The organism is Amycolatopsis orientalis DSM 40040 = KCTC 9412, from assembly GCF_000478275.1.
In the GTDB taxonomy this organism is placed as follows: Bacteria; Actinomycetota; Actinomycetes; order Mycobacteriales; family Pseudonocardiaceae; genus Amycolatopsis; species Amycolatopsis orientalis.
In genome coordinates this window covers 32,889-59,675 of record NZ_ASJB01000051.1, presented here as the reverse complement: position 1 = coordinate 59,675, position 26,787 = coordinate 32,889, and the positions used below count along the sequence as shown (strand labels likewise).

Genomic DNA, 26,787 nt, shown 5'->3' with positions numbered 1-26,787 from the left:
CTTAAACCTGTGCGTCCTCGGTCACACGTGGGGTGGTTTCCTCCGCCCGATGGGCGCGCGAATCCTTGATCCTCCGGTAGATCCGGCGGGACGAGAGCAGCAGCAACGCACCGGCCGCCGTCAGCGTGATGATGATGGTGATCGCGCCGTACTCCGTCGAGGTCAGCTCGAACCGCGCGTCGGAGCCGAGCCGGGTGCCGTCAGGGGTGGTCAAGGCCACGTCGACGCTGAACCGGCCCGCTCGCAGCGCCTCGACCGGCATGAGCTGGTTGGCGGCGCCGTTGGCGACGATCGTCAGCTCCTGGACGTCGCCCGTCGGGCGCAGTCCCACGTTGTTCTTCAGCGCGATACGGGCCTTGACGGTCACCGGCAGGCTGTTGGTGATGAACACCGGCAGTGGCGACGCGCCGGAGGCCAGCGCGATCGTCTGCTTCGGCCGTTCCACGGTCACCTGACTGCGGATCGCCTCGAGGTCGCCGCGGGCGTTGCCGGTGACGACCCCGGCGTCCGCGCCGCTCCACGACGTCGAGGCGGCCCGGATGAGGGCGAGCCGGACGGGGGCGATCACGTCGGCCGGATTCACTCGTTTGGTCGTATCCATCGTCATCGCGGACGACAGGCCCAGCGTCTCGTTGTCGAGCTGGGACATCCTCGCGGTGACGTCACCGCTGGTCGCGGCCGTCAGATCCTTCGGTTCGTAGTTGACCGAGGCGGTCCCGGACGGGCTCTCGCCGAGCAGATCGGGCAGCGGCGTCGCCTTGACCAGCCCGGCGGCGTAGAAGTCACCCATCCGCTCCAGGAACGTGGTGAGTTCGGCGCCGGTCAGGTCCCAGTGCCGCGGCGGCGCGATCAGCAGTCGCGAGCGCTCCTGGCCCGCGGCCTGCCCGCCGAGCCCGGCCCGGAACGCGATCGCGCCGAGCCCGTTCTGGGTGGTGCCCGACCCGTTCAGCGCGGACGCGGTCAGCGCGTCGATCGGCTGCGCCCGCAGGTTCGTTCCCTCGATCGAGACCCCGCCCGAAAGCGGGGCATCGGACTGGAGCTTGCCCGAATCGGTCAGCAAGGTCTTGACGCCCGCCTTGCCGATCGCTTCGACGGTCTGCGAGTCGAGGGCGCCGCCGGGCCAGAGCACGCCGTCCTGTGGCTGGATGCCGAGCAGGTTCTTGATCGTCGACGCGCCGCCGATCGCGCTGGTCAGGAGCGCGGTGTCGGTGGCGTCACCGGCGCGGACCTTCGTCAGCGCGGTGAGGTCGGCGTCGGCGAACGGGAGGGTGACCACGCACCGGCCCGCGACCAGCGCCTTCAGCTGGCCGAGCCAGTTCTTCGCGGCGTCGACGCCCTTGCCGGGGACGGGGCCGCCGCCGGTGGCGACCTGGTAGCCGCGGGTCATCCCGTCCACGGTCGCGACCAGATCGGGGTCGATGGCCAGGCACAGCGACGACGAGACCTTCGTGTCGGCCTCGGCCGCCCGCGCCGCCGCGACCAGCGAGTCCAGCCTTCCACCGGGGCTCAGTTCCCCGGACAGTCGTTCGTCCGCCAGCGTCAGCGGGCCGCCGAGCGGGGACGAGACGACGTGCACCGTGCTGTTCGCGATCGGCCACAGCAGGCTCGTCGACGGCGCGGACGGCGGACGCGTCGCGGGTGCCTTGCCGGGGACGCCGAGCACCGGCATCAGCAGGCTGACCGCCGCGAGCCGTTCCGGACCGCCGAAGTCCGGCGTGCCGTTGACGTTGACCAGCAGCGGATACACCCCGGGACGCGGGAACTGCAGCTTGGCGGTCTGGCCGAGCGGGACGGTCAGGTTCAGCCCGGCGCTCTGGCCCGGCTCCAGGGTGTCCGGCCCGAGGTCGACGAAATCCGTGGCCGAGAGGTCCTTGAACTTGCCGCCGGCCAGCACGTCGCCGATCTGCTGCTCGGTCTGCAGCCGGGTGCCCAGCTGGAGCCGGACCCCCAGCTTGCTGATCCGCCGGTCGCCGATGTTGGTGACGCGGCCGGTGACGGCGAGCGATGTCGAGGTCGAGGTGACCACGCGGGGGTTCAGCTGGTCGAGGTCCACGCGCAGCCGGGGCTGTTCCTGCGCCTGCGCGACCGCGCCGAACAACGCGGGCAGGGCGAGGAACAGGATCGACAGGACAGTGGCGGCAAGCCGCTTCACTCAGGTGCTCCCTCGGCGGTCTGGGCGTTGCTGCGCGAAGAGTTCTTTGGCCTTCCGGACCAGCTTGCGCTCGTCGGAGTAGGCGAGGGTGGTCTCCAGGTCGGCGAGCGGCACCCAGGCGACCTCGGTCACCTCGACATCCTCGTCCGAAAGTTCGCCACCGGTGGATTCCAGGATGAAATGGTGCACCGTCTTGTGCACGCGGCGTCGCTCGGCCACGAACCAGTAGTCGATGGTGCCGAGGGGTTCGAGGACCTGCGCGGAGATGCCGGTCTCCTCCTTGACCTCGCGGACCGCCGTCTCCTCCACCGTCTCACCGTCCTCGATGTGGCCCTTCGGCAGCGACCACAGCAGTCTGCCGTGCCTGTCGAGCCGCCCGATCAGCGCGGCGTTGGCCCGTTCGGCGTCGACGACCAGGCCGCCGGCGGAGGTTTCGTCGACCGTGGTCAGCCGCCTGCCCCGCCTGCGCCTCCGCCGGCGGCCCGGCTTCGAAGCGCCGGAGCGGCCGGCTGATCCAGACATGCTGCGATGCTAGAGCAAACGGCGGTACGGGTACGCTGGCTCACCGTGCCCGTGTTGGGTCGGGTCGTAGTAAGTGTCTCGGTAAGTACATCCAAATCGTGGTGGGATTGTCGTGAACAAGGTGGTCGCCGGGCAGGCGATTGCGGGGAAGAGCACTGCGATGCAGAACGCCGTGACAGAGCTGATGCGCATCTCCCCGCTGGCGGACGAACTCGCGAAGCTCTTCGCCAAGGCGGGTTACCGCCTGTACCTGGTCGGCGGGAGCGTCCGCGACATGATGCTCGGCAGGCTGTCGAGCGACCTCGACTTCACCACCGACGCGCGGCCGGACCAGGTGCTCAAGATCGTCAGCGCCTGGGGGGACGCGGTCTGGGACGTCGGTATCGCGTTCGGCACGGTCGGCGTGACCAAACAGGGCATGACCCTGGAGATCACCACGTTCCGCGCCGACAGCTACGACCGCGTCGGCCGCAATCCCGAGGTCACCTTCGGCGACAGCATCGAGGGAGATCTGCTCCGCCGCGACTTCACGGTCAACGCGATGGCGATCGACCTGGCGAACCAGACCTTCGTCGACCCGCACGACGGGCTCCAGGCGCTCCAGGACCGGGTGCTCGACACGCCCGCGACCCCGCAGGAGTCCTTCGCCGACGACCCGCTGCGCATGCTCCGGGCCGCGCGGTTCTCCGCGCAGCTCGGGTTCACCGCGGCGCCCCGCGTGATCGACGCGATGACCTCGATGGCCGACGAGATCGACCGGATCACCGCCGAGCGCGTCCAGGCCGAGCTGTCGAAGCTGCTGCTCGCCGGCGACCCGCGCCCCGGGATCGAGCTGCTGGTCGAGACCGGCCTCGCCGACCGCGTGGTGCCCGAGGTGTCCGGGATGCGGCTCGCGATCGACGAGCACCACCAGCACAAGGACGTCTACCAGCACTCGCTCACCGTGCTCGAGCAGGCGATCGACCTGGAGACCTCGCACGAACCGACGTCGGAGCCGGATCTGATCCTGCGGCTCGCGGCGCTCCTGCACGACATCGGCAAACCCGCGACGCGCGAGTTCCAGCCCGGCGGCGGCGTGAGCTTCCACCACCACGAGGTCGTCAGCGCGAAGATGGCTCGCAAGCGTTTGCGTGCCCTGAAGTTCTCCAAGGAGATCGTCCAGGACGTCAGCCAGCTCGTGTTCCTGCACCTGCGGTTCCACGGGTACGGCAAGGGCGAATGGACGGATTCGGCGGTGCGGCGTTACGTCACCGACGCCGGTGACCTGCTGCCCCGGCTGCACAAACTGGTGCGCGCCGACTGCACCACGCGCAACCGGAAGAAGGCCGCGGCGCTGCAGGCGACCTACGACGATCTCGAGCGGCGGATCGAGGCGATCCAGGCGCAGGAGGACCTCGACCGGGTCCGGCCGGACCTCAACGGCGAGGAGATCATGCGGATCCTCGACCTCAAGCCGGGGCCGGACGTCGGCAAGGCGTGGAAGTACCTGAAGGAGCTGCGGCTCGACCGCGGTCCGCTGGAGCACGACGACGCCGTGGCCGAGCTGAAGAAGTGGGCCGCCGAGAACGGCATCGGCGGCTGACGTTCTGGTCCATGGGGCCGACGGTGAAGACCGCCATCGGACCGGTGTTCGTCACGGATTTTCACGTCATCAGCTGAGATAAACCCCGTTGGTCTCTGGATCCATGTGGCGTAACCGGAGATACTCCTGCCGGTGCTACGGGCAGGGGGAAAGTCCATGGCGAAGCGGCCGCCCAGTTTCCTGGTGACGTTGCTGCGTCGTGGCGCGCCCGCGCTGGCGACGGCGACGAGTGAGCTGTCCGACGAGGTCGGCGATCCGACACCGATGCGCGCGCTCCGGCGGATCCAGCGGATGTCCGGGCCCATCGACACCGCCCATCGCGACAACCTGCTGCTCAGGGCCGCCCGCTACGTGGCGCTCGTCCCGCTGGTCTACCGGCTTTTCGCGGTACCCGGCGCGTTCGGTGTCTACGTCTCCACGCACGGCATGATCGGGATCGGCCCGGTCGGGCTGGTGGCGCTCGGCTCGGTCGGGCTTTCGCTGTACGGGATCCGGTGGATGCTGCGCTCGGCGCCGTTCCGCCCGCAGCACGCGGCCCGGCTGCTGGCGCTCGACCTCGTGTTCACGCTGCTCGCGCCGCTGGCCGTCGGGGCGCTGGTGCCGTCTTCGGTGTTCACCGAGGCGATGGCGGTGCCCGGCAAACATCTGCTCGGCGAGGTCGCGCTGCTGGCGCTGGCGCTGGGCATGCCCGCCGCCGCGGCGCTCGCGGTCGTCAGCTTCCCGGTGCGGATGCTCGCGTCCCTGTTCGGCACCGGTCACGCCGCGCCCGGTGACGCCATGGCCACCTTCCCGGCGATCCTCGGCGTCCTGTTCACCGCGAGCGGCGCCCTCGTCCTGATCGGGCTCGGCACCCGGCTCGCCCTCGCGTACGGCATCCGCAACGGCAGGCTCGCCGAACGCGCCCGGCAGCACCGGGTGCTGCACGACTCCGTGCTGCAGACCCTCGAAGTGATCGCGCTGGCCGACAAGGGCGATCCCGCCGAGCGGCTCGCCGAGGTCCAGCGGCTGGCACGGGCGCAGTCGATGGAACTGCGGCGGACGATCGAGAACGAGACCTCGGAGCGGTCGGAGGCCGGGTCGCGGCCGTTGGGCGAGAAGCTCGCGTCGCTGGCGGCGGAGATGGCGCGCGACGGTCTGCGCGCCCAGCTCGTGATCGCCGAACTCGACGACGACACCCTCTCCGAGGTCCGTCAGATCGCCATCCGCGACGCCGTCCGCGAGTCCCTGCGCAACACGCTCAAGCACGCCGGGACGGACAAGGTCGTCGTGCGCGTCGAGGAACAGGAAGGCGGCGTCGCGGTGATCACCCGCGATCACGGCGCCGGGTTCAGCCTCGACGCGCGGCCCGCCGGTTTCGGCATCAGCGAGTCCATCACCGCCCGGCTGAACGAGGTCGGCGGGACCGCCAGGGTGGAGTCGGCTCCGGGCAATGGCACCAGAGTCACCCTTTGGGTGCCGTTCTGACGGTAAACAGGAGAACATGAAGAAAACGGATGTCCTGGCCGAGGCGCTCACCGCGTATCGCGACGGTGACGAGGCCAAGGCGGCGGACCTCGCCGGGCGTGCCGGATCCACGCTCGGCACCGAACTGCACCGGTACCTGAACGACGGCGGGGGCGGCCCGGTCTACGACCAGCCCGCCGCGTTCACCGCGTTCATCCGCGGTGGCGGCAACGTCCAGCTCTACCGCAAGCTCAGCGCGATGCTCGCCCGGCGCTACGGCACCGTCGGTTCGCTGCTCGACCTCGGCTGCGGTGACGGGCTCGCCGTCGTCCCCGCGCTCGAACAGGCGGACCGGCAGCCGGGCCGGATCGACCTCGTCGAGCCGTCGAGCGCGCTGCTCGCCGAGACGCGCAAGCACCTCGACGGCACCCACGGCCTGCACACCTGGGACGCCACCGCGCAGGAGTTCCTCGCCCGCGACGACGACCGGACGTGGCAGCTGACGCAGTCGACCTTCGCGCTCCAGTCGATCCCGACCGAGGAACGCACCGAGGTCCTGCGGTCGCTCCGGCCCCGCACCTCGTGTCTGGTGCTCGCCGAATTCGACGTGCCCGAATACGACGAAGACTCCGCCGAGTACTTGCTTTCGCTGGTCACCCGCTACGAACGGGGGATCTCGGAGTACGGCAAGGACGCGTCGCTGGTGGCGCAGGGGTTCCTGCTGCCGATCCTGCTCGGCCTGATCGATCCCGCGAAGGGCCGGACGAACTGGGAGCAGCCCGCCACTGATTGGGCCTCGCAGCTCAAGGAAGCGGGTTTCACCGGCATCCGGATCGAACCGCTGGCCGACTACTGGTGGTCTCCCGCCGTTCTCCTCACCGCGTCCTGAGGTTGGCTACCTTGGGGGATATGGGGATTCTGCTTTCCGCGCTGGAACTCGCCGTCGTCGAGGACGGTCGCGCGGCCACCGAAGTGCTCTCGTCGACGGCCTCCGTCGCCGGGAAACTGGAGGAACTGGGGTATCACCGGCTCTGGATCGCCGAGCACCACGGCTCGCCCGCCATCGCGACGGCGTCGCCGCCGGTGCTGGCGGCGCATCTGGCCGCGGTGACCTCGACGATCCGCGTCGGCTCCGGCGGGGTGATGGCGCCGAATCACGCCCCGCTCGCGATCGCCGAGCAGTTCGCGACGCTTTCGGCACTGCATCCGGGCCGGATCGACCTCGGCGTCGGCCGGGGGCCCGGCACATTCGACGAGAAGATCATCCGAGCGCTGCGGCGGGGCGCGGATCCGGCGACGGACGACGAGTACCGCGCCGACGTCGCCGAGCTGCTGCGTCATCTGGCCGGGGAGACCGGCATCCGCGTGCTGCCCGGCGAGGTGCCGACACCGGAACCGTGGCTGCTGTGTTCCAGCGCGGCCGGCGCGTCGCTCGCGGCCGGACTCGGCCTGCCGATCGCGGTCGCGCACCACATCCGCCCGCAGAACACGGCCGACGTGCTGAAGACCTACCGGGAGAGCTTCAAGCCGTCGCAGTGGCGCGAGAAGCCGTACGTGATCCTCGCGGTCGAGACCATCTGCGCGGATACGGATGCCGAAGCGACGTACATCGCCGGGCCGTGCGCGGTGATCAAGTCGTACCTGCTCAAAGGCGAGGGCGGCGACCTCGCCTTCCCGACCATGGAGCAGGCGGCGGCCCACGAGATCGCGCCGGACACGGCCGGGATGATCGCGGAGTTCACCGCCGCGCAGGCCCACGGCGGTCCGGAGAAGGTGGTGCGGTCGCTGGAGAACCTCGCCGCGGCCACCGGTGCCGACGAGCTGATGCTCACGACACCGGTGTACGACGCCGACCTGCGGGCGAGATCCTACGAACTGGTCGCCAAGGCGATCTGATCGCGTTTAGCCCGCTAAACGCGATCCGTGCGCGCGCTGACACCCGCGTCCAGAGGACTGAACGCGTTCTACTGGATGCGGGAAAGGGCGCCGGTTTCGAGGTGCTGGGCGATCGGCCGGGGCAGCACGTAGGCCACGGCCCCGCCCGGCGTCCCGTTCCACGGCGCGGTGATCCCGGTGACCACGCGCAGCGGCCGCTGGACGCGGTAGAGGCGGCGATCCCGTTCGCGGTCGGCGGCCAGCGACGTCTCCACGAACCGCGCCGGCTCGGCGTGCACGAGGTTCCCCGTCTCGTTCCCGAACCGCTGCACGGTGCTGCCCGCGGGCAGCACGATGATCCGCTTGCGGCGGAAGAAGTTCAGCGGCGGCTCGCCCCGCAGCGGCAGGATCGGCCAGTCGGCCGGGTTGTCGGCCTCCTCGTTCGCGCCCACCGCGGCCCGTGCCGGGTACAGCAGCAGGGTGCCCAGGAAGAACCGCGCCGCTTCTTCGAGCTTGGCGAACGCCACCGGCTCGTCCGTCGGCGGACGTGAGACCTCCCAGCCGTTCTCCGCGCGGCGCAGCGTCCACACGCCCGGCTCCGGTACCGCGTTCGCGCCGATCCGGTAGGCCGTCGGCGCGACCCCGTGTTCGGCCAGCCGCTGGTACAGCACCTCCAGCACTTCACCGGCCCGGACGTCGCGGCCCGGCTCGCCGTCGCGTTCGACGCGGGTGCGGACGCTCTCGTCCGGCAGATCCGCGTCGGTCTGCGGCGGCCGCGGCTTGCCGACGATGTCGGCTTCGGCTGTCGCCCGCACCAGTTCGCCGACCAGCGGCGGCCGGAACCCGGCGGCCCGGATGTGCTCGATCAGCTCCGGCTCCGGCGGCACCCCGTACTTCCGCAGGTAGTGCGGGACGGCCGCGGGCCAGATCCAGACGCCGTCGGTGTGGAAGGCGTTCGGCACGTCCGGCGGGCCGTTCGGGGTGAAGATGTCGGGCTGCGGACCCGGCCGGGTCAGCGCCACGGGCGAGCGGAAGAGGTAGTCCAGTACGCCGCGGACCTGGTCCGGCGGCACCGGCGGCCGGTTGACGACCGGTCGCTCGCCCTCGTTGTGCGCGTCCACGACCTTCGCGTGCCGGAACACGACGTCCAGCGGCAGGCCCGCCTTGGCCGAGAGCCAGGCCGGGACGTGCTCCTTGTCGCGCGGGAAGATCGCCAGCTCGGCCGCGTACGCGCGCGGAGACGGCTTCCCGCCCTCGTTCGGCGGGATCCGCCAGGTCGGTTCCTGTTCGGAGTCGAAGTCGAAGTCGAAATGCGATTCCGAGTCGAGCGTGAAGGTGCCCTGGAACCAGGTGCCGGTCTCGGGGTTGTGCATCGCCGCGCGCAGCCGGGCGAACAGCGAGCCGAGCCGCGGCGGGGCCGGGATAGACACCGACACCGGGCCGTTGCCCTCGTCGCCGACCGAGCGGACCTCGAGTTCGGCGTAGTCGCCGACCTGCCGGAACTGGGCGCCGACCCGCTGCCAGCCCGGTGGCAGTACGCCCAGCAGCGTCCGGCCGATGGCGCGCAGCAGCGCGGGCTGGTCACCCGTGCCGTTCTCCGGCCGGGCACCGGGCGCCTCGACGAAATCGTGCCTGGTCTGCCACAACGCCGTCAGCCGCGACGGCGCGGCCGTGGTCGAGAAGTCCGTCAGCCCCAGTTCGGCGGCGCGGGCCGCGTCCTCGCCCGCCCAGCGCAAGGTCAGCTCGCCGCCGCCGGTCCGCGGCGCGATCTGGAAGTGCTCGTCGTCGAACCGGCCGTACGTCTGCAGGCTGAAGGTCGCGCCGACCTCGCCGTTCAGCACCACCCGGGCGGCGCGGCCCTCCCACTCGCGGTCGAACCCCTCGGGCGCCGCTTCCCCCGGCGGCGCGATGAGCAGCAGCGTGCCGTCTTCGGTCGACCGCTGGGCCCCGAAGACGGTGTCCCCCCATACGGCGTACAGGCCGTCCGGCCGCTCCGCCGCTTGAACCCGGTAACGCACGTGTCGTCCCCTCCCCAAGTTCCCCAAACCGGAGGTAAATCTAGTAGGCCGGGTAGCGGGCGTACCACCGGTCGTCACCCGGGGCGTTCCCGCCGAACTCCGCGAGCGCGTCGTCCGCCAGCTGTCCGATCACCTCGGCCAGCTCCAGTTTCTCCAGCCAGTCCTGCCGCAAGGCCTGCTCGCCGTACATCGCGCCGACGAGATTCCCGCAGACCGAGCCCGTCGAGTCGCTGTCGCCGCTGTGGTTCACCGACGCGAGCAGTGCTGAGTTCGGATCCGTGGTGGTCAGGGCGACGTACACCGACATCGAAAGCGCGGTTTCGCCGATGTTCCCCTGCCCGAGCGTCTCGAGCTTTTCCGGCGTCGGCGCCCCTGCCTCGGCCAGGGCGAGCGCCTGGTCCAGCGCGACGCTCTGCTCCTCGTGGCCCTGGTACTTCTCCAGCTCGACACGGGCCGTCGCGACGGCGTCGAGCAGCGGTTTCCCGAGCAGCAGTTCGTGCACGATCACCGCGAAGGCACCCGACGAGAGATACCCGCTCGGGTGACCATGGGTCAGCGCCGCGCTCTCGGCGCCGAGCCGGAACACCTCGGCGAGGTCGTCCGACCACAGCGCGACCGGTGCCGCGCGCATGACCCCGCCGCAGCCCTTCGAGTTGTTCACCGGCTTGTCCATGCCCGCGCGCACGCCCGTCTTGCCGTACGCCTCCAGCTCGCTGAAGCAGGTCAGGCCAGGCGCGCGACGGCTGAACAGCTCGCGGTTCGTGATCAGCCAGCCGTCCGGTTCGGCGCTCGTCGCCTCCGGTCCGCGGGCCCGCTCCCACGGGACGCCCTGGGTGTGCAGCCAGCGCTGGTAGGCGAGCTGGAGGGACTGCTCGACGGCGACAGCGGCGGTAGTAAAGGTCCCTTGCTCCCGCCGCGTCCCCGCATGGGCCCTGATCAGGCCTTCCAGGGTGAAGAGCGTCATCTGGGTGTCGTCGGTGATCCGCCCGATCCCGCCGTACGCGGGGATGAGGTCGGTGATCCCGGCCGGCCCGGCGATCTCGCGGATGCGGTCGATCGAATCGAATTCGGTCTTCGCGCCGAGCGCGTCGCCGATCGCCCCGGCGAACAGGCTGCCGCGCAGCCGCGACCTGGTCGCCGGATCCTGAAGCCACTCGCGCATCTCTTTACTGATCTCCTCGCGGGTACCGTTTCGCGTCCCAGCGGCGCCGCTCTTCGGGTTCGCGGGGCAGGCCGAACCGGTTGAAGTAGTAGTAGGCGTCGCCCGCCATATTGTCGACGACGCCGAGGTCACCGAACGCGGCGAGCCAGGTTTCCGGCAGACCGGGCACGGTGAGCCTCGCACCCACCATCGCCCCGGTCAGCGCGCCGGTCACCGCGCCGCCGCGTGCGGCCAGCGTCAGTGCCGCTTCAGGGTCGTGTCCCCGTTTGGCGGCGGCGAACAACGCCCTGCCCAGCACCGAAAGCGGCGTCCGGCCGTCGCCGATGCTGTCGAACTGCTCGACGTCATCGGCACTACCGCCGTCGACGTCGTTCCTGAGGTCGAGCACGGTCTTGACCAGCTCGCCGACCTCGCCGCTGTACTCGTCGAAACCCGCGAGGAAGTTCGCCACGGCCGGTTCGCCGTTCCGGGCCGCGAGCTGGGCGCGGAACAGGTTCACCAGCAGCTCGGCACCGTGGACGACCTCGTGCCCGGCCGCGGAGCCGACCAGCTCACGGACCACCTTCATCGCGTAGAAGGGGTCGTCGGCGGGTCCGGGCACCCCGCCGGTCACCGTCGCGGCGAGCGCGGTCGCCAGCATGGCCGAGAACTCCGCGGGGGCCGGTCCGGCGGCCGCGGTGGCCTTGGCGACCCAGCCGTCGGGACGTCCGCCCGCGGGCAGCGACGCCGGGATCTCGGTGTTATCCGGGGTCGCGTCCAGGCCGCGGATCACGGATTCGGTGTGGAACAGCAGCTGCCGGGTCAGCCCGCCGAGCGGCAGGCCTTCGGCCGGATCCCCACCCGAACCGAGAGCGTCCCCGAGTGCGAAGCCCACGTACGCGCCGACAAGCCGCGGGTACGCGAAGCTGCCGACGGGGATCGTGGGGTTGTAGAACTTCCCGAAGTTCCAGGCGCTCGGACGCGGTTCGCCGTCGTCGTAGAAATGCGTCACCAGGCCGTTGGCGAACAGGTCGTCAGGCAGTTCCGGCAGCGGGCGGCCGTCGTACTTCGCCCGCGACCGCTTGTAGGAGAGCGTCGCCGCGCGGGCGTAGCGGACGAGCTCGTCCGTGCTGAGCGGAAGGCCGTTGTCCCGGGCCTGGTCGGTGAGATTCCGCAGGTTCGAGGTGGCCTCGCCGAGATCCTGGCCGTACTCCTCGCGAAGGGCTTCGTACGCCTTCGCGTACTCCTCGCTGAGGTAAGCGGGACGCCCGACGGACTCGGGGCGCTCGGCCTTTGCCGGGAGTCCGAGGTCGGCGACCTGCCGCAGCGTTTCGGGATAGACGTTGAACGGCTCCGGGCGGCCGGGGTTGACCAGGAGGCCGACGCCGGGAGTGTCCTTGGCCCGGCGCAGGAGTACGCGGGGCTGGACTCGCTGCCAGACCGTGTACTCGGCCGGGATCTGCGCCTCGGAGGTGTAGACGACGAACCGGGCGCCCGCGTCACCGAAGTCGCGGACCTGCAGGTGACCGTCCTTCGCCGGGGCGAGTACGTCGAGATCGAGCATCCAGTGGACGAACTCCTCCGGAGTGATCCACTCGACGCGGAGGTAGCCGAGGAGCGTCTCGACGGCGCTTTCCGGCTTCGGCCGCCCGGAGAACCGAGGTCCCGGCCGGTGCTCCGGATTCGCGCGGACCGCGCCGGTCGGCTCGCCGTACAGCGTCTGCTGCTCCCAGCGCACGATCGCCGTTTTCGGGACGGGCAGGCCGGGAACCGCGGCCGGGTCGAACTCCGGGTCGACGACCTCGGTCCAGCGGGTGAACGCGTCGTCGTCGTCCCCGTCGCCGCCCGCCGCCGAAACCGCCATCAACTCCAGGTCGAGCCGGATCTCGCCGCCGTCGTCCGGGACGAAGGCGACCGGACTCGGGAACAGGCCGGCGGCCGGGTCGGTCCCGTCGAGCCAGCCGACGGTGTTGTACGTGACGTTCCAGCCGCCGGTCGCGCGCACGACGTACTCGCGGCGGACCCGCAGCGCGCCGGTGCCCTCCCCGCGGCCTGCCAGCCACTCCTCGACGCGGCTGACGGCTTCCTCTTCGTTCATCGTCCCCATTTCATTCACCAGCGCGGATACCGCTGGGCCCAGCCGTCGACCTCGTGCAGCGCCGAGTGGCGGTCGAAGTGCCAGAACGCGTCCGTGGCGATGTTCTCCACCAGGTAGCGCAGTTCCAGCTGTTCGACCCACTTCTGCGGCAGGCCGGGAATGCCGGTGCGGGCGCCGAGCAGCGCACCGGCGATCGCGCCGGTGATCGCGCTGCGGCCGGAGTGGTTGACCGCCCGCAGCAGCGCCTGCTCCGGGTAGTTCTCGAAACCGGACAGCGCCGCGAACGCGCGGCCCAGCACCGAAAGCGTGCCCTTGCCGTCGCCGATCAGTTCCGGGACGCGCAGATCGGGCAGCCCGTGCTTGCCGAAGAACGGCACCGATTCCGCGACCATCGCCTTGAGATCCGCCCAGACCGGTCCCCGCTGGTGCGGGTTCTGGTCGCTGAAGATCTCGCGGGAGATGTTCCAGACCGGGTAGCTGAACGCCTCCGAAGTCAGCGCGGGTTCGAACAGCCAGGTCAGGTAGGTCGCCGCCTCGACGTCGATCTCGCCGGGGTGCGTGACCGAGACGAGGTCGCGCACCGCCTGGCGGACGCCGCCGCTCATCGCGCTCCCGGGGCCAGCCGCGGTCATCGCCGCCGGCAGTGCCGCGACCAGCGCGTCCGGCCCGCTCAGCGGCCTCGCCGTCGGTGAGATGGTCGCGAGCGCGTGGTAGGCGTTCAGTTCGGCGTCGTCGGGGGTGCGGCGGACGCGGAGTTCCGGCACCTTCACCAGCCAGCCGTCGGCGTTGTCCAGCGGCGCGCCCTGGGTGTGCAGCCAGCGCATCAGCGAGTTGCGGGCCACCGTCCCGAGCGCCCGTTCGGCGTCGCGGTTCTCCGGCTGCTCGCGGTGCGGGCTGCGGATCACGGCCTCGGTGTAGAAGAGCAGCCGCTGGGTGAGCGGCCCGATCCGGCCGGGCAGGTCGAACGCGACCGGCAGATCGGTGACGCCGTCCGGGCCGTAGGTGCTGTGGATCTCGTCGAGCCGCATCCGGTCGACGGCCGCCCCGAGTGCCTCGCCGAGCGCGAAGCCCACGTACGCGCCCGTGACGCGCTGCCAGCCATAGCGGGAGCTGGAGCGGTCCCGGTCGAAGTACTTGCCGAAGGTGTCCAGGCGCGGCTGGATCTGCCCCTCGTTGTCGTAACCCGGCGCCAGTCCGTTCGCCCGGAGGTCGTTCGGACGGCCGCGCGGCGGCTCCGGCTGCTTGAGCCGCGCCAGCCACGACTGCCCGAGGACGGTCTTCTGGCATTCCTCCGCGGTCAGTTCGAAACCGCGGCGGCGGGCCCGTTCGGCCGCGGCCAGCGGCGGCTTCACCGGCTCCGGCAGGCCCATCTTCGCGGCCGTTTCGGCGGCCAGCGTCTCCAGTTCCGGATCCGCTTCCGGGCAGCGCTCGTTGACGTCGACATGGGGGTCCCGGCGCGGGAACCGCAGGGCCGTCTCGGCGAGTTCGGCGCCGCTGACGTCCTCGAACGTCGCGGGCCCGCCGTTGATCACCAGGTTCGGCGGGCTTTCGTAACCGGCCAGCGTGGCGATGTCGACCTTCCAGTACCCGTGCTCGCGCGACGGGAGGTTCCTGGTCGAGCTGAACACCCGCAGTTCGGCGCGTTCCTCGTTGAAGTAGAACCGCTCCGTCTTGCCCGACGCCAGGTCGAGCGGGACGTAGACCTCGCAGCGGAGCAGCCCGATGAGCAGCTGTTCCCTGGTCAGCCAGCCGACGCTGGCGAACGACAGCAGCGTTTCGAGTCTGTTCTCCGGCTTCGGATAGCCGCGGCGGACCGGACCGGCCTTGTACTCGGGGTTCTCCCGTTCCTCACCGGTCTGGACGCCGTCCGGGCTGACCTTGACCCAGCCCGCGACGACCGCCGGCGGGACGCCGAGGTCACCGAGCCCGGCCTTGGCGTATTCGGGGTCGACGACCTCGCGCCACGCCTCCTGGCCGGGGAACGCGACCGGGACGCTGAGCCCGCCCGGCTGCGGATGCGCCTGGCGCAGCTCGCCGTCCGGTTCGCGGACGATCACCGACGGCGGCGGGAAGATCTCCTTCTCGGCGTGACCCTCGTCGAGGAAGGCGATCGTGTTGTAGGGGACCGACCAGCCCTCGGGGATGCGCAGGACCTTTTCGTGGTTCACGCGCAGGCCGGCGCCGCCCGGTGCGGACACGTCCGGACCGTGGACCGCGCGCAGCCACTCTTCGACCTTGGCTACCGCTTCCGCCGATTCCACCTACTCGATCCTCTCCAGGCTGCCGTCGGACACGTGCTCGGCGATGGTCCTCGGGAGCACGTAGGCCACCGCCCCACCGGGCATGTTCGCCCAGGGGACGGTGACACCGGTGATCACGTGGAGCGGGCGGCGCAGCCGGTAGGTCCCACCGACGCGCTCCCGTTCCAGCGGCAGGGACGTCGTGGCGAACCGTACCCCTCCGTGGTGAACCAGATTGCCGGTTTCCTCGCCGAACCGCAGTACGACCGTACCGGCGACCATCCGGCTGACGCGCTTGTTGCGGAGCAGTGTGAGGGGCGGCTCACCCGGTGCCGCCTGTACCGGCCAGTCGGCGAGTTCCTTCGCGGTCTCCAACGGGGTCTCATGTCCGGCGGTCATCCGCGCCGGATGGAGCAGGACGGCGCCGAGGAGCTGGTGAGCCGCGTCTTCGAGCCGGTCGAAGTACTTCGGCGACACCGGGGCACCGCCCGAATAGGCGGCGACCTCCCAGCCCTTTTCGGTGAAGTTGAGGCACCAGGCGCCGTCCGCGCGGTCGCCGATGCGATACGCCTCCGGCCACACGGCGTGCTCGCCGAGCCTGCTGACCAGGACGACGAGCAGTTCCTCGTCGGTCAGCGTCGGATTCGGGGACGTCTCCAGCTCCGCGGCGATGTCGCCTTCGGTCTTCTTGACGTCGGAGCGGCCCGGCTTCGGCCGCGGCTTGCCCAGCAGATCCGCCTCCGCGGTCCGCCGCACGAGGTGCTCGACGTACGGTGGCTGGAACCGCTGGCCGCGGATGTGCTCGACCAGGTCCGGCTCCGGCGGGATCCCGTACTTCCGCAGGTAGTGCGGCACGGACGCGTGCCAGATCCAGGTGCCGTCGGTGTGGTAGCTCTCCGGGACGTCGCCGTCGGCTTCGGGCTCGAAGATGTCCTTGCCGAGGCCGCTGCCGGAAAGGATCGCCGGTTCCCGTTCGAGGTACTGCGCGATCAGTGGTGCTTCGGACTCGTCGAGTTCCGGTCTGTCCACCACCGGCGGCTTGCCCTCGGTGTAGGCGTCGACGATCCGGGCGTGCCGGAACTCGACGCGCAACGGCAGCTGCGCGCGCAGCCGCCACCAGTCCGGGATGTGCTCGTCCTCGCGCGGGAACGCGGCCAGTTCGTCCGGGTACGCCGACGCCGCCGGTGCCTTGGTCCACGCCGGTTCGTCGTCGAGGGTGAAGTCGAAGTCGAAGGTGCCGTCGGGTTTGAGCGTGAACCGCGACTGGAGCCAGGTCCCCCGCCCGGTGCCGTACATCCCCGTGCGCAGTTTGCCGAAGAGGTCGTTCAGCTCGGGTGCGGGCACGCAGTTGTGGCCCTCGATTTCGGTGTGCTCCCCGGCTTGCCGGAAATCGGCGACCGCGGCGTGGGCGGTGTCGGTGATCCCCGCCAGGACGAGCCTGCCGATCTGGACCAGGAGCCCGCGCTGTTGTTCCGGAGTGAGTTGTTCCACGTGAATCATCGCGCCCGGTTCGGGAAACGTGGCTCCGCCCGGAACGACGGCGGCTCCCCGGCGGCGCGGCGGGCCAGCTCGTCCTCCCACATCTGGAAGGTGCGCTTGCGCAGCGACTGGATCAGCGCCGACTCCTGCGGTTCGACGCGGCGATTTTCGCGCTTGGCCTGCGCGTACAGACCGTCGATGGTCTCGTAAAGCGCGAAGATCGGTCCGCCGCCCTTGAGCTCGTACGCACGGGCGCGTTCGGTCTCCTGGACGAACTTCTCCTCGGACACCTTGCTGATGTCCGAACTCGCCATCGCCCACATGACCTCGCGCACGTGCTCCGGCTTTTCGTCGAACTCGCCGGTGCTCAGGTTGAGGAGGAAACCGGTCAGGCCCCCGTCGGGGGTCGACTCGACGCGGTAGGTCTTTCCGAAGTACGTGTAGAAGGACGGCGTCTGGATCACGTGCTCTCCTCAGGCGGCAGTCCCTTGCGGAGACCGGCCATGAACTTCTCCCGGACCCGGTCCATCAGCGCCGCTTCGAGCAGGGCCTGTTCCGGGGACAGCCTCTTCTTGTTGTTCTCGTCCAGTGTCCGGTTGTACGTCGGGAAGTCGCGGCGGACCTCGTACAAGGCGTGCTCGTAGGCCGACACGGTGTCGATGTGCTTCAGGTGCAGCCGAAGTTCGGCGACGTGCCCGTTCGGCAGCCGGACGTTCATCTGCAGATCGCGGTACCCGCTGTCCTGTGGATTCGCGAACCGGTCGTCGAAGCTGACGATGCGGAGATCCGGGTCGTTCATCACCGCGTTCAGCGCGTTGTAGACGTCGGCCAGCGTGTCGAACTGGATCTTCACGCCCACCAGGTCGGTCAGTTTCGACGCGTCTCCGTCGTAGCCCTCGATCTTCGCCTTCGCGCGGTCGTCGTCCTTCGGACCGGGACGGCCCGACGCGTCGCCGTTGTTCTCCGTCGCGATCCGTTCGGCGATCCGGTTGAGGTCGCCCTGGTTCCGCGGCCACGCCTCCCGTTCGGCGTCCAGGAACTCCTGGATCTTCCCGGCATCGCCCTTGTCCGCGCGATCGAAGCCGGCGTGGTACTGATCGCCGGGGTCCACGTCGGCGGCGATGTCCGCCGCCGCGTTCGCGAGGTCGCGCTGGTCCTGCGTCAGCGGCGTGGCGCCGGGACCTTCCTGCTGGACGTCGTCGATCATCTGGAGGCCGCGTTCCTCGACGTCGCGCAGGGCGTCTTCGAGGAGCGGGATGGCTTCCGGGTGCAGCAACAGGCTGCCGATGGTCATCGGGTTGTTCAGCAGCGAAGCCCGCAGGTACGCGTTGTCCGGATGCTCCATCAGCCGGACGAGTTCCGGATGCGCGGGCAGGTGCTCGCGGATGAAGTCCCGCATCGGCCCGACGTCGTGCTTGACGCCGTTCTCGTCCTCGTGGACGGCGCGCTTCTTGTCCGGGTCCAAGCCGTCCACCGCGGCCGCGACCTCGGGATCGTTCAGGAACCGTTCGCCTTCGGCCCGGTCACCGTGAGCGGGCTCGTCGTGCGCCATGCCGTAGCCCGCGTCGCGCGGCGGCGTCACGATCGGACGGCCGTCCGGGCCGATCCGCGACGGCTGCACGTCGGGGGTGTCTTCCCTGGCGAACGCGATCCGCGGGTCCACCGGCTGATCCGGCCGCGCGAACGCGATCCGCGGGTCGACCGGCCTGGTCGAGGCGGTTTCGGTCCGCGTGGTGTGCCCGTCGGCGTGCTGTCCGGCGTGCGCGGCCGGGGCCTCCGGGACGCCGACGTGCATCAGTTTCACGCTCAGCGCCGGATGCGGCAGGTTCATCAGCGCACCCGACTGCGGGTCGATGAACGCGACGCCGTCCCGGGTGTTCGCCACCATGGCGACGTGGCCGCGCTCGACGCCGTTCTCGTCGAGGTACTTCACCGCGACGACGGCGTGGTGGTCGGTCGGCATGCCCCGCATCTCGCGGATGACGGTGTCGTAGTCGGCCCTGTCGGAGAACTGGCCACCGAAGCGTTCCTCGACGTGCTCCAGCGTGCCCCGGCTGTCCATCTCGTGCACGAGCAGCGGATCGGCGGTCGAGTCGATGCCGTGCAGCTGGTCCCAGTACGCGCCCGGCGTGCGGGTGCAGTTGGACCGGAAGCCGTTCGCCAGCGCGTCGGGGTCGTTGAAGTGCGGGTTGACCTCGCCCAGCCGCGGGTGCCGGTCGGCGAGGTAGGCGGCCTGCTGCGCAGGACTAGCCGAACCGGCGTGGATCGCCGGTTCGCTCGGCGGGTTCGTCGCCACCGCCATCGACGAGTAGTCCCGCTCGGGGACCGGCAGTTCCATGGTCTGGTCGGTGGCGTCGTGGTCCTGAGTGGACTGTTCGCCGTACTCCGGACCCTTGTCGGCGTCCGCGACCCCGTGCTCGGCCGGGTTCTCGGTGGTGATGTGCGGCGTCTGCGGCTCGTCGAAACCGCCGAGGCGCGCCATCGACCGTTCCTGAGCGAGGCGCGCGAGTTCGGGTGCCTCCGCGGCGTGCCGGGCCCGCCGCTCCTCCATCGCCTGCTTGCCGGTCTCGCCGGTGAGGTAGCGCGGGTCGCCGGGAGTGACCTCTTCGGCGTGGATGACCCACTTCGGCCGGTCGACCGCCGGAGGAGTCATGAACTGCTTGCTGTGCACGTAAAGCTGCGTCGCCGGCTTGTTGATCGATTCGTTCTCGCCGGGGTTCTCGGCGAGCGACGAAACGTCCTTGCCCGTCTTCGAGACGATGTGGATCTCGACGTCTTCGCCGAACTTCGACTTCGTGTCCGGCGACGTCTTGATGGTGGCGCTGGTCATCGTCGGCTCGGGGACGGTTTGGCCGACCTCGTAATGCGCGGCGATGATCCCGGCGGCACGCATGTCGCCCTTGGTGTCGATGCCGCGGATGGACTCGCCGTGGAAGTCCGGCAGCTCGTTCAGTGCGCCGACGATCGCCCGGGTGCTCCGCTGGGCGTTCTCGAAGCCGGGGTGCGACTCACCCAGGCGGTTCGCTTCGTTGATCGCGTAGGCGTGTTCGCGCGAGTACGAGTAGATCGCTTCCGCGGCTTCGGGCGAGACACGGTCCTTGAGCGGGCTGGCTTCGAGCCGCCTGAGTGCCTTTTCCCTGGCCTGCTCGGCAAGTTCCGCGTTGTCGTAGCGGTCGCGCAGGCTCTTGTGATCCTCGGGCGAGCCCCGGAAATCGGGGTCGCTCGCGTAGCTCTCGTCCAGCCGCGCAGGTGCCTCTTCGGTGCCCTTGAGCCGCTCGGAGATGTCGAGTTCGGTCTTGGGCGCCGGCTGGTCCTCGGGCCGGTCCACCGGCGGCGGCTCGTCGTCGCCGCGTAGCCGTTCGGCAGGCGACTTCGCCTGCTCCTGACCGGCTTCGTCGGTCTTGTCGGTATGCGTCTGCTCCGGCGCCTTCGCCGTCTCGGGCGCGTGGGACTGCGTCGGCGCTTCCGGCGTGTGAGTGTGCGGAGCGTCGCCGCCGCCCAGCGGCATCGCCTTGATCGACGTCGGGTTGTCCGGCAGCGTCGCGAGCCGCCCGGTCATCGGGTCGGCGAAGACCACGCCGTGCGGCGTGTTCACCGCGGCGACGATCCGGGTCTCGATCCGGTCCTTGGACCGCGGCGAGCCTTCCGGCGCGTTCGGATCACCGGCGGCGTGATGCTCGAACGCCACCGCCGTCCGCGCGCCGACCGGACGTTCGCCCAGGTCACGGGCGACATCGGCGAAACCGTTCCGATCAGACCACTGCCCGCCGAGCTGATCGCTGACGTGCTGCAGCGGCGAACCGCCGGTCGACGGCCCGGCGACGGCGTCGCCCCCGGTCATCCGGTTTTCGAACGCGACCAGCGACTCGGCCGAGTTGGTCTGGAAGCCGTCCTTCCACGATTCGGGCGCGTAGTAGTTGCGGGTGTTGACCTGCCCGATCGCGGGAAGCTCGTCCATGACCAGCCGGACCTGCTGATGCGGTGTCTCGGTCGAACCGGCGTGGATGACCGGCGTCCCGCCCTCGTCGAGCGGCTTCGCCAGCTCGGACCAGCCGCCGTCGGGAACGTGTTCCCTCGGCTTCGGGACGTCGTGGACCGGGGCGTCGGAGGCGTCGATCCAGCCGCCCTTGCCGTCGGCGATCTTGGTCTCGAGACCCGCGAAACCCTGGTTGTTGAACAGTTCGGGGTGATCGCGGCGCAGCTGGGCATCGCGGTCGGCCTCTTCCTTGGCCAGCCGCTCCTGCTCGGCGTTGTTGTACTCGCGGCGTTCCGCGACCTTCTCGTGGACCTGCTCCGGCGTCAGGTGGCCGTCGTCACCGGGGACGACCTCTTCGCATTCGACGATCCACTTCGGCAGGTCGTTGACCGAGCCGTCGTCCAGCCGCGCCTTGTAGTCGGGGTGCTCGGGATGCCCCGGGCCCATCTTGATTTCGGTGACGCGCAGCTGCGTCGCCGACTTCATCAGGACTTCGCGCTCTTCCTTCTTGGAAGCGAGATCCTCGATGTGGCGTCCGGTCTTCGACTGGATGCGCATCTCGACTTCGCCGGGGAAGGTGCTGTGCGGATGGTCCGGGGTGACCCGCGACGTGCTCAGCATCTGCGGGTCGACGATGACCTTGCCCTCGGCGTGCGCGGCCAGGAAGCCCTGGATGGCGCTTTCGTTGCCGTGGAAGTTCACCCGCCGTGAGACGACACCCTCGTAGACGGGCATCTCGTTGAGGCCGGAGGTGATCGCCTCGATATGCGGGCGGAGCGCGTCCAGCTCGGGCCCACCGTGACGCTGGGCGTGAGTGATCCTCTCGGCCATGTCGGTACGCGTGTAGCTGTGCACCGCGTACGCGCCCTGATCCGACATCGCCTTGACGCGCGGGTCTTCGTGGGCGTCGCGTTTGGCGAGACCTTCGCGGCGGACCTGTTCGCTCCGCGCTTCCCCGGTGTTCTCGTCGAAGCCGCGTTTGTCGATCTGCGTTTCGGCGAGCGCGCGGTAGGCCGCGGGATCGTCCGTGTGGAACTTCGGATCCGTCAGGTACGGCTCGTCGATCGAGGAAGCGCCGTCGTCGGAGGACTTGTCCTCGGGCGTGCCGTCCGTGGGCGACTCGGTGTCGTGCGGGGCGTCGGTGTCGGCGTCCTTGTCCTTGGGCAGGTCGGCACCGTCGTCGAGGTTGCCGCGGTAGGCGGGCGCCTCCTCCGGGGTGGGTGCCTGCTCGGGACGGTCCTGCTGAGGAGCGCGGTCCTGCTGGGGCGCATGGTCCTGCTGGGGGGCGCGGTCTTGCGGCGCGGCCTGTTCGGGCGCGCGCTCGACCGGCCGGACGGGTCCGGTCTGCTGCGGCGGACGCTGCGGCTGCTGTGTCCGGTCCTGGGGTGTCCGGTCCTGCGGGCCGGGGCCCGCGTTCCCGTCCTGACCCGGGCGCGGTGCCGGGACCTGCGGCGGACGTTGCGGCTGCTGGCCACCGAACCGCGGCGGCTCGCCACCCGGCGGCATCGGACGTTGCCCGGGGTGCTGTCCCGGGTGCTGCCCGGGACGCTGCCCCGGCTGGTGACCGGGCGGGGGCGGCGGCACGGGACCGCGGTTGCCGGGGAACGGGCCGTTGCCCGGCTGCGGTGGCCGCGGCGGAGGCGGCGGGTAGCCGGCGGGACCGCGGTTGCCGGGGTGCTGCCCCGGCGGAGGCGTCTGCGGACGCGGCGGGACACCGCCGTGCGGACCGGGAGCCGGTCCCGGCCTGCCCTGATACCCGTGCGGCGGCTGCTGCGGCCGAGGCGGCTGCTGGCCGTGAAGCCCCTGCGGACCCTGGGGCGGCGGCGGTTGCTGAGGACGCTGCTGCGGCCGTTCCTGCGGCCCGCGGTCCGGACGGCGATCCTGCGGATGTCCGCCCGGCGGCGGGGGCGGCGGCTGCGGTCCGGTGGGACGCGGACCCATCGGCCCCTGCTGCCCGCGAGGGGGCATGGGGCCATTGCCACCGCCGGGAGGCGGCGGCGGAGGGGCGAAACCGCCGGGAGGCGGCTGCATGGGCTGGCCCTGGAAGGGTGCCTGTCCGGGCGGCTGGTCGAACCGCGGCTGCTGCGGACCGCCGCCACCGGCGAATCCGGCGGCCTGGACGCCGTCGTGCGGCCGGTTGGGCCGGGCCGGATCGTGGCCACCGGGCGGGAAACCGCCGGGTGCGGGTCCAGTGCCCGGTGGGTTGCCGCCGGACGCCATGCCGTATCCACCCGACGAGCCGGGCGTACTCGAACCCGAGCCGGGCGCCATGCCGTACCCGCCGGACGACGAACCACCGGAGCCCGTCGGCGAGCCCGACGAAGCCGGTCCGGCGCTGGAAGAAGCCGCACCGGCCGAAGCGGGGGTGCCGGTCGAAGTGGGTGTGCCGGACGAAGCGCTCGAAGGCGATCCACCCGACTGCGCGGCACTCGCGGCCGGACTCGAAGCCGGTCCCTGAGCGGAACTCGCGGCCGGTCCCTGCGAGGGACTCGCGGCCGGGGCCTGGGCGGAAGTCTGTGCCGGAGTTTGGGCCGGGGTCTGGGCCGCCGCCGGTGCCTGCTGCTGGTTGGCCGCCGCGGCCTGCTGCTGCCCGGAGCCGGCGTTGTTGTCGGCCGCCGCCGGAGCGTGCTGGGTCTGCGCGGCCGGAGCCGCGCGCTCGCCGGTGTTCGCCGGGGCGTCCGCCGGACGTTCCGGGGCCTGCGTCGAAGACTGGCTGACCCGGTCACCGTCCGGCGAGCTGTCCGCCGTGCGCTGCGGACCGCTCTCGGAACTCGGCGCGCGCTGCGAAGACTGGCTTCCGCCCTCCGAGCGTGCCTGCGGCTCCGACGAAGAACCGCCATCAGAGGACGAATCGCGACTCGAATCGCGACTCGAATCGCCATCAGAGGACGAATTGCGACTCGACGAAGTATCCGGAGTACGCGAAGGCGTCCCGGAATCCCCGTCCCCCGTGTCGATGTCCGGCGTCGAAGGACCGTTGCCCGTGCCACCGGGGGTGTTCGCGGCGCGGATGTCGCCGATCTGGCTCTTCGCCCCGTCGACACCGCCGCCGACGGCCCCGCCGGACGCGCCCATCAGGACGTCCTTGGCCGAAAGCTTGTCCAGGTCACCGGTGACGGCGGCCTGTCCGACGGTGCTGGCGACACCTTCGGCCGCGCCCCGCACGGCACCCCGCGCGGCGCTGTCGACGATCTGGCCGCCCACGCTGTCGGAAAGTCCCTTGGTGGCGCCCTTGCCGATACTGCTGCTGCCCGCGCCGACGACACCGTCGACGGCGCCGCTGATCGCGGAATCCTTGGTCTTGCTGAAATCCCAGCTGTCGCGGTCGCCCTTGGCCATCTGCAGGCCCTGGATGCCCGCGTCCATGGCGAGGTTCATCGCCGTGTTCTGCAGGACCTCCTTGCCGATCTTCTTCAGGCCCTCCTTGAGAAGTTTCTCCAGGAGTTCCTTCGCGACCTTCTTGAAGCCTTCCTGCGCGAGCTTCTGCATCAGCTGCCGGAAGATCATCTGGACGGTCATGCGGGTGGCGATCTGCGCCGGCGCGATCCCGGCCGTCGAACCACCGAACGTCACCGCCGCGGCCGCGATCATCGCGACGATCTGCGCGGCCAGGATCACCAGCGAGATGATGATCATGTACTTCGTGTACTCGACGTCCAGCGCGGTCGCGTTGCACGAGTCGCCGAGCGCCTTCGAGGAATCGGCCAGCGACTTGAAGTACGCGTCGTCGCCCTCGACGAACTTCTTCCATGCCTCGGCGAACTTCTCCGCACCTTCGCCGGTCCAGCCGCCGAGGACCTCGGTGGCGCCCTTGGTCGCGGTGTCGGCGATCGGCTGGACGGCTTTCGAGGCGTTGTGCCAGGCGTCGCGCAGTTCGCGGAGCTTGTCCTCGTCGCCTTCGGGCCAGCTTTCCCCGACCACGATCGGCAAGAGCCACTTGACCGCGTCGGGCATCTCCATACCCACGGCGCTAGACCTTCTTGTCCAACGTCGTCTTGATCTCTTCCTCGGCGTTCGTGAACGCGGTCATCGACCGTTCGACGTTGTGCTGCATACCCCGCAGGGCTTCGACGATGTTCGCGAACCCTTCGGACGAGCCCTGCGCGCCCGGCTCGTAGTCCTTCGCGAACTCCTTGCCGGCGTCGTCGTTGCCCCAGCACTGGCCGAGCGAGGTGATCGCGGCCATCAGTTCCTTGCCGGCGTCGTCCAGCTGATCCGCGGCGAGCCCCAGCTTGGCCGCGGCCGTCTTGACCGCGTCCGGATCCGCGGTGAATCCGGCTCCGCCCCCACCGTTCGGCATCAGACTCCCCTGGTCAGCCAGCTCGAAGGCGGCTCTTCCTCGTCATCGTCCCGCGTTGGACGCACGCGCTTCGGAATCGGTTTCGGCGTCGGCGGCGCGGGCGGGGCGACCGGAGGCGGCGGCGGGGCGTCGTCCTTGCGCAGCAGCGGATCTTCGAAGTCGTCGTCGGACTTCGTCGGCGCGGTCGGCTGCTCCTCTTCGGCGAGGAAGTCCGGGATCGCCGGCATCAGCCCCTGCAGCGACGGCGCGCCTTCGATGAGGTCCGAGAGGTCCGGCAGCCCTTCGGTGATCGGCGCCATCAGATCCGCGACCTGCTGCTTGACCTGCAGCGATCCCTGGCGCACCAGGGTCAGCACTGTATTGGCCAGCTGCGCGGGATTGGTGCGCTCGAAGGCGTTCGGCTGGATCTCCAGTTTGGCGAGGGTGCCGGTCGCGTCGATGGTGGCGCGGACGAGACCGTCCTGCGAGACCACCGTCGCGGACATCTGCGAAGCGGCTTCCTGCGCTTCCCGGAGCTGGGCCGTCTGGCGCTCGAAATTCTCGAGCAGCGTGTCGACCTGATCCTTCATGGCGGCATTGCGCGCTTCGAGGCGCGCGCTGTCGTCGCCTGCCGTCGTCACTTCAGCCCCCGGAAGTACTTGAGCCCGGGCATACGCCACCCGGTGCCGGTAAGCGTCACCCTAATGCCAACGGAGTAGCCGTATCGCTTCTTCTCCGTTTTCGTACCGCGAGAAGGTAGCCGACGGCGCCGACCAGGTAGAACACGGTCGCCGTGAGCAGGAGCCCAGGTGAGCGGCCGTCGCCCGGGACCACCGTCGCGGCCAGGGAGACCGCGGCGACCTGAGTGATGTTGAACAGGGTGTCGTAGAGCGAGAAGACCCGCCCCCGCGCCTCATCGGCGACGTCGAGCTGGACCGACGAATCGACACAGAGTTTCAGCACCTGCCCCGCGCCGGTCACCAGGAACGCCGCGAGCAACGCCGTCGGGACCAGCATCGGCAGTCCCAGCCCGGCTTGCGCGGCCGCCGCCAGCACCAGCGCCCCCACCACGACCCGGACCCGGCCGAACCGGCGGATCAGCCGGGCCGTCAGCAGCCCGGCGACCAGGATCCCGGCCCCGCCGAACGCCGCCATCTGCCCGAGTCCCGTCATCCCGCCGCCTGCGAAGTGGCCGCGCATCAGCAGCACGGTCACCAGCAGCGAGATCCCGAACGACGCGCGATGCGCGAACAGCGCGATGAACCCCGCCGTGACGCTGGGAGTGCGCCAAGCCGCCTTCGCGCCGTCGGACAGGCCCCGGGCGACCGCGAGGACCGGGTTCGACGGCTCGTCGACCGTCGACGGCCCGAGCAGTCCGCGCGCGAATCCCGAGGCGATGATCGCGGCGCCGAGCCCGCCCAGTGCGGCGACGGCGGTGACCCACGCGGACCCCGCGTCGTCGGCGCCGGTCAGTGCCCGGAGCCCGATCGCGCAGCCGGCGCCGACGACCGCGAGCACCGAACCCCACGTCGCCGCGAAGGCGTTCGCGGCGAGTACGGACTTCTCCTCGACGACGTGCGGCAGCGACGCGGACAGGCCCGAGCCGATGAACCGGGAGATCCCTTCAGACACCAGTGCCAGGGAGAACAGCCCGAAACCGGCCGCTCCGGTGCCCACGGCGACGGCGGTGGCGAGGACCGTCAACGACCGCAGGAGGTTCGCGAAGATCAGCACCTTGCGGCGGTCCCAGCGGTCGAGCAGGGCACCCGCGAACGGTCCGACGATCGAGTACGGCAGCAACAGCGCCGCGAACCCGCCCGCCATGGCCAGCGCGTCGGCGGCGCGTTCGGGGTTGAAGAGCACGGCACCGGTCAACCCGGCCTGGTACATCCCGTTGCCCCAGTGCGCCGAGAACCGCGTGAACAGCAGACGGCGGAAGTCGCGATCGCGGACGAAGGCCCTGGTTGTCACGGCGGAAGCCT

General features: G+C 70.5%; 16 protein-coding genes. 4 read left to right on the top strand and 12 right to left on the bottom strand.

Annotation, left to right across the window (positions count from 1 at the left end):
• Window position 1 precedes the first annotated feature (1 nt).
• Complete coding sequence (locus L324_RS16700; protein ID WP_037308634.1) at window positions 2–2,152, bottom strand: DUF6049 family protein; 2,151 nt, start codon at window positions 2,150–2,152, stop codon at window positions 2–4.
• Window positions 2,153–2,674, bottom strand: coding sequence for an NUDIX hydrolase (locus tag L324_RS16695; protein ID WP_037308632.1), 522 nt, complete (start codon window positions 2,672–2,674; stop codon window positions 2,153–2,155). It abuts the gene before it with no gap.
• A gap of 160 nt (window positions 2,675–2,834) precedes the next feature.
• On the opposite strand from L324_RS16695, the gene L324_RS16690 reads away from it, so the two are divergent.
• The 4 genes from L324_RS16690 (at window position 2,835) to L324_RS16675 (ending at window position 7,595) form a co-directional block, all read left to right on the top strand.
• A complete protein-coding gene (locus L324_RS16690; RefSeq protein WP_037308629.1) occupies window positions 2,835–4,256 on the top strand; it encodes a CCA tRNA nucleotidyltransferase in 1,422 nt (473 codons plus the stop codon).
• 156 nt (window positions 4,257–4,412) lie between these two features.
• On the top strand, window positions 4,413–5,720 hold the full coding sequence (locus L324_RS16685; protein WP_037308626.1) for a sensor histidine kinase: 1,308 nt from the start codon (window positions 4,413–4,415) through the stop codon (window positions 5,718–5,720).
• Between the two features lie 16 nt (window positions 5,721–5,736).
• Complete coding sequence (locus tag L324_RS16680; RefSeq protein ID WP_037308622.1) at window positions 5,737–6,588, top strand: class I SAM-dependent methyltransferase; 852 nt, start codon at window positions 5,737–5,739, stop codon at window positions 6,586–6,588.
• A gap of 20 nt (window positions 6,589–6,608) precedes the next feature.
• Complete coding sequence (locus L324_RS16675) at window positions 6,609–7,595, top strand: LLM class flavin-dependent oxidoreductase (protein ID WP_037308619.1); 987 nt, start codon at window positions 6,609–6,611, stop codon at window positions 7,593–7,595.
• A gap of 68 nt (window positions 7,596–7,663) precedes the next feature.
• On the opposite strand, the gene L324_RS16670 is transcribed toward L324_RS16675, so the two are convergent.
• From L324_RS16670 to L324_RS16625, 10 genes are read right to left on the bottom strand one after another with little or no spacing between them, the layout of a single operon-like run.
• On the bottom strand, window positions 7,664–9,592 hold the full coding sequence (locus L324_RS16670; RefSeq protein ID WP_037308616.1) for a TNT domain-containing protein: 1,929 nt from the start codon (window positions 9,590–9,592) through the stop codon (window positions 7,664–7,666).
• Between the two features lie 40 nt (window positions 9,593–9,632).
• Complete coding sequence (locus L324_RS16665; protein ID WP_037308613.1) at window positions 9,633–10,754, bottom strand: ADP-ribosylglycohydrolase family protein; 1,122 nt, start codon at window positions 10,752–10,754, stop codon at window positions 9,633–9,635.
• 4 nt (window positions 10,755–10,758) lie between these two features.
• Window positions 10,759–12,831 (bottom strand): YrhB domain-containing protein, encoded by a 2,073-nt coding sequence (locus L324_RS16660; RefSeq protein WP_037308981.1) that lies wholly within the window; start codon window positions 12,829–12,831, stop codon window positions 10,759–10,761.
• A gap of 14 nt (window positions 12,832–12,845) precedes the next feature.
• Complete coding sequence (locus L324_RS16655) at window positions 12,846–15,092, bottom strand: ADP-ribosylglycohydrolase family protein (protein WP_037308610.1); 2,247 nt, start codon at window positions 15,090–15,092, stop codon at window positions 12,846–12,848.
• Entirely contained in the window at window positions 15,093–16,562 is a 1,470-nt protein-coding gene (locus L324_RS16650; RefSeq protein ID WP_173426377.1) for a TNT domain-containing protein, read from the bottom strand. It abuts the gene before it with no gap.
• Window positions 16,563–16,567: 5 nt separating this feature from the next.
• Window positions 16,568–17,014, bottom strand: coding sequence for a hypothetical protein (locus L324_RS16645; protein WP_037308605.1), 447 nt, complete (start codon window positions 17,012–17,014; stop codon window positions 16,568–16,570).
• Window positions 17,011–24,486 carry a WXG100-like domain-containing protein gene (locus L324_RS40950; RefSeq protein ID WP_051173932.1) on the bottom strand — a complete coding sequence of 2,492 codons (7,476 nt, stop codon included), beginning with the start codon at window positions 24,484–24,486 and terminating at the stop codon, window positions 17,011–17,013. Before L324_RS40950 ends, L324_RS16645 begins: the two co-directional genes overlap by 4 nt.
• Window positions 24,487–24,496: 10 nt before the next feature.
• Window positions 24,497–24,826 (bottom strand): WXG100 family type VII secretion target, encoded by a 330-nt coding sequence (locus tag L324_RS16635; RefSeq protein ID WP_037308602.1) that lies wholly within the window; start codon window positions 24,824–24,826, stop codon window positions 24,497–24,499.
• Window positions 24,826–25,446, bottom strand: coding sequence for a YbaB/EbfC family nucleoid-associated protein (locus L324_RS16630; RefSeq protein WP_037308599.1), 621 nt, complete (start codon window positions 25,444–25,446; stop codon window positions 24,826–24,828). Before L324_RS16630 ends, L324_RS16635 begins: the two co-directional genes overlap by 1 nt.
• A gap of 55 nt (window positions 25,447–25,501) precedes the next feature.
• The gene (locus L324_RS16625; RefSeq protein ID WP_037308596.1) at window positions 25,502–26,776 is read right to left on the bottom strand and encodes an MFS transporter; all 1,275 of its coding nucleotides are present in this window, start codon (window positions 26,774–26,776) and stop codon (window positions 25,502–25,504) included.
• Window positions 26,777–26,787 lie beyond the last annotated feature (11 nt).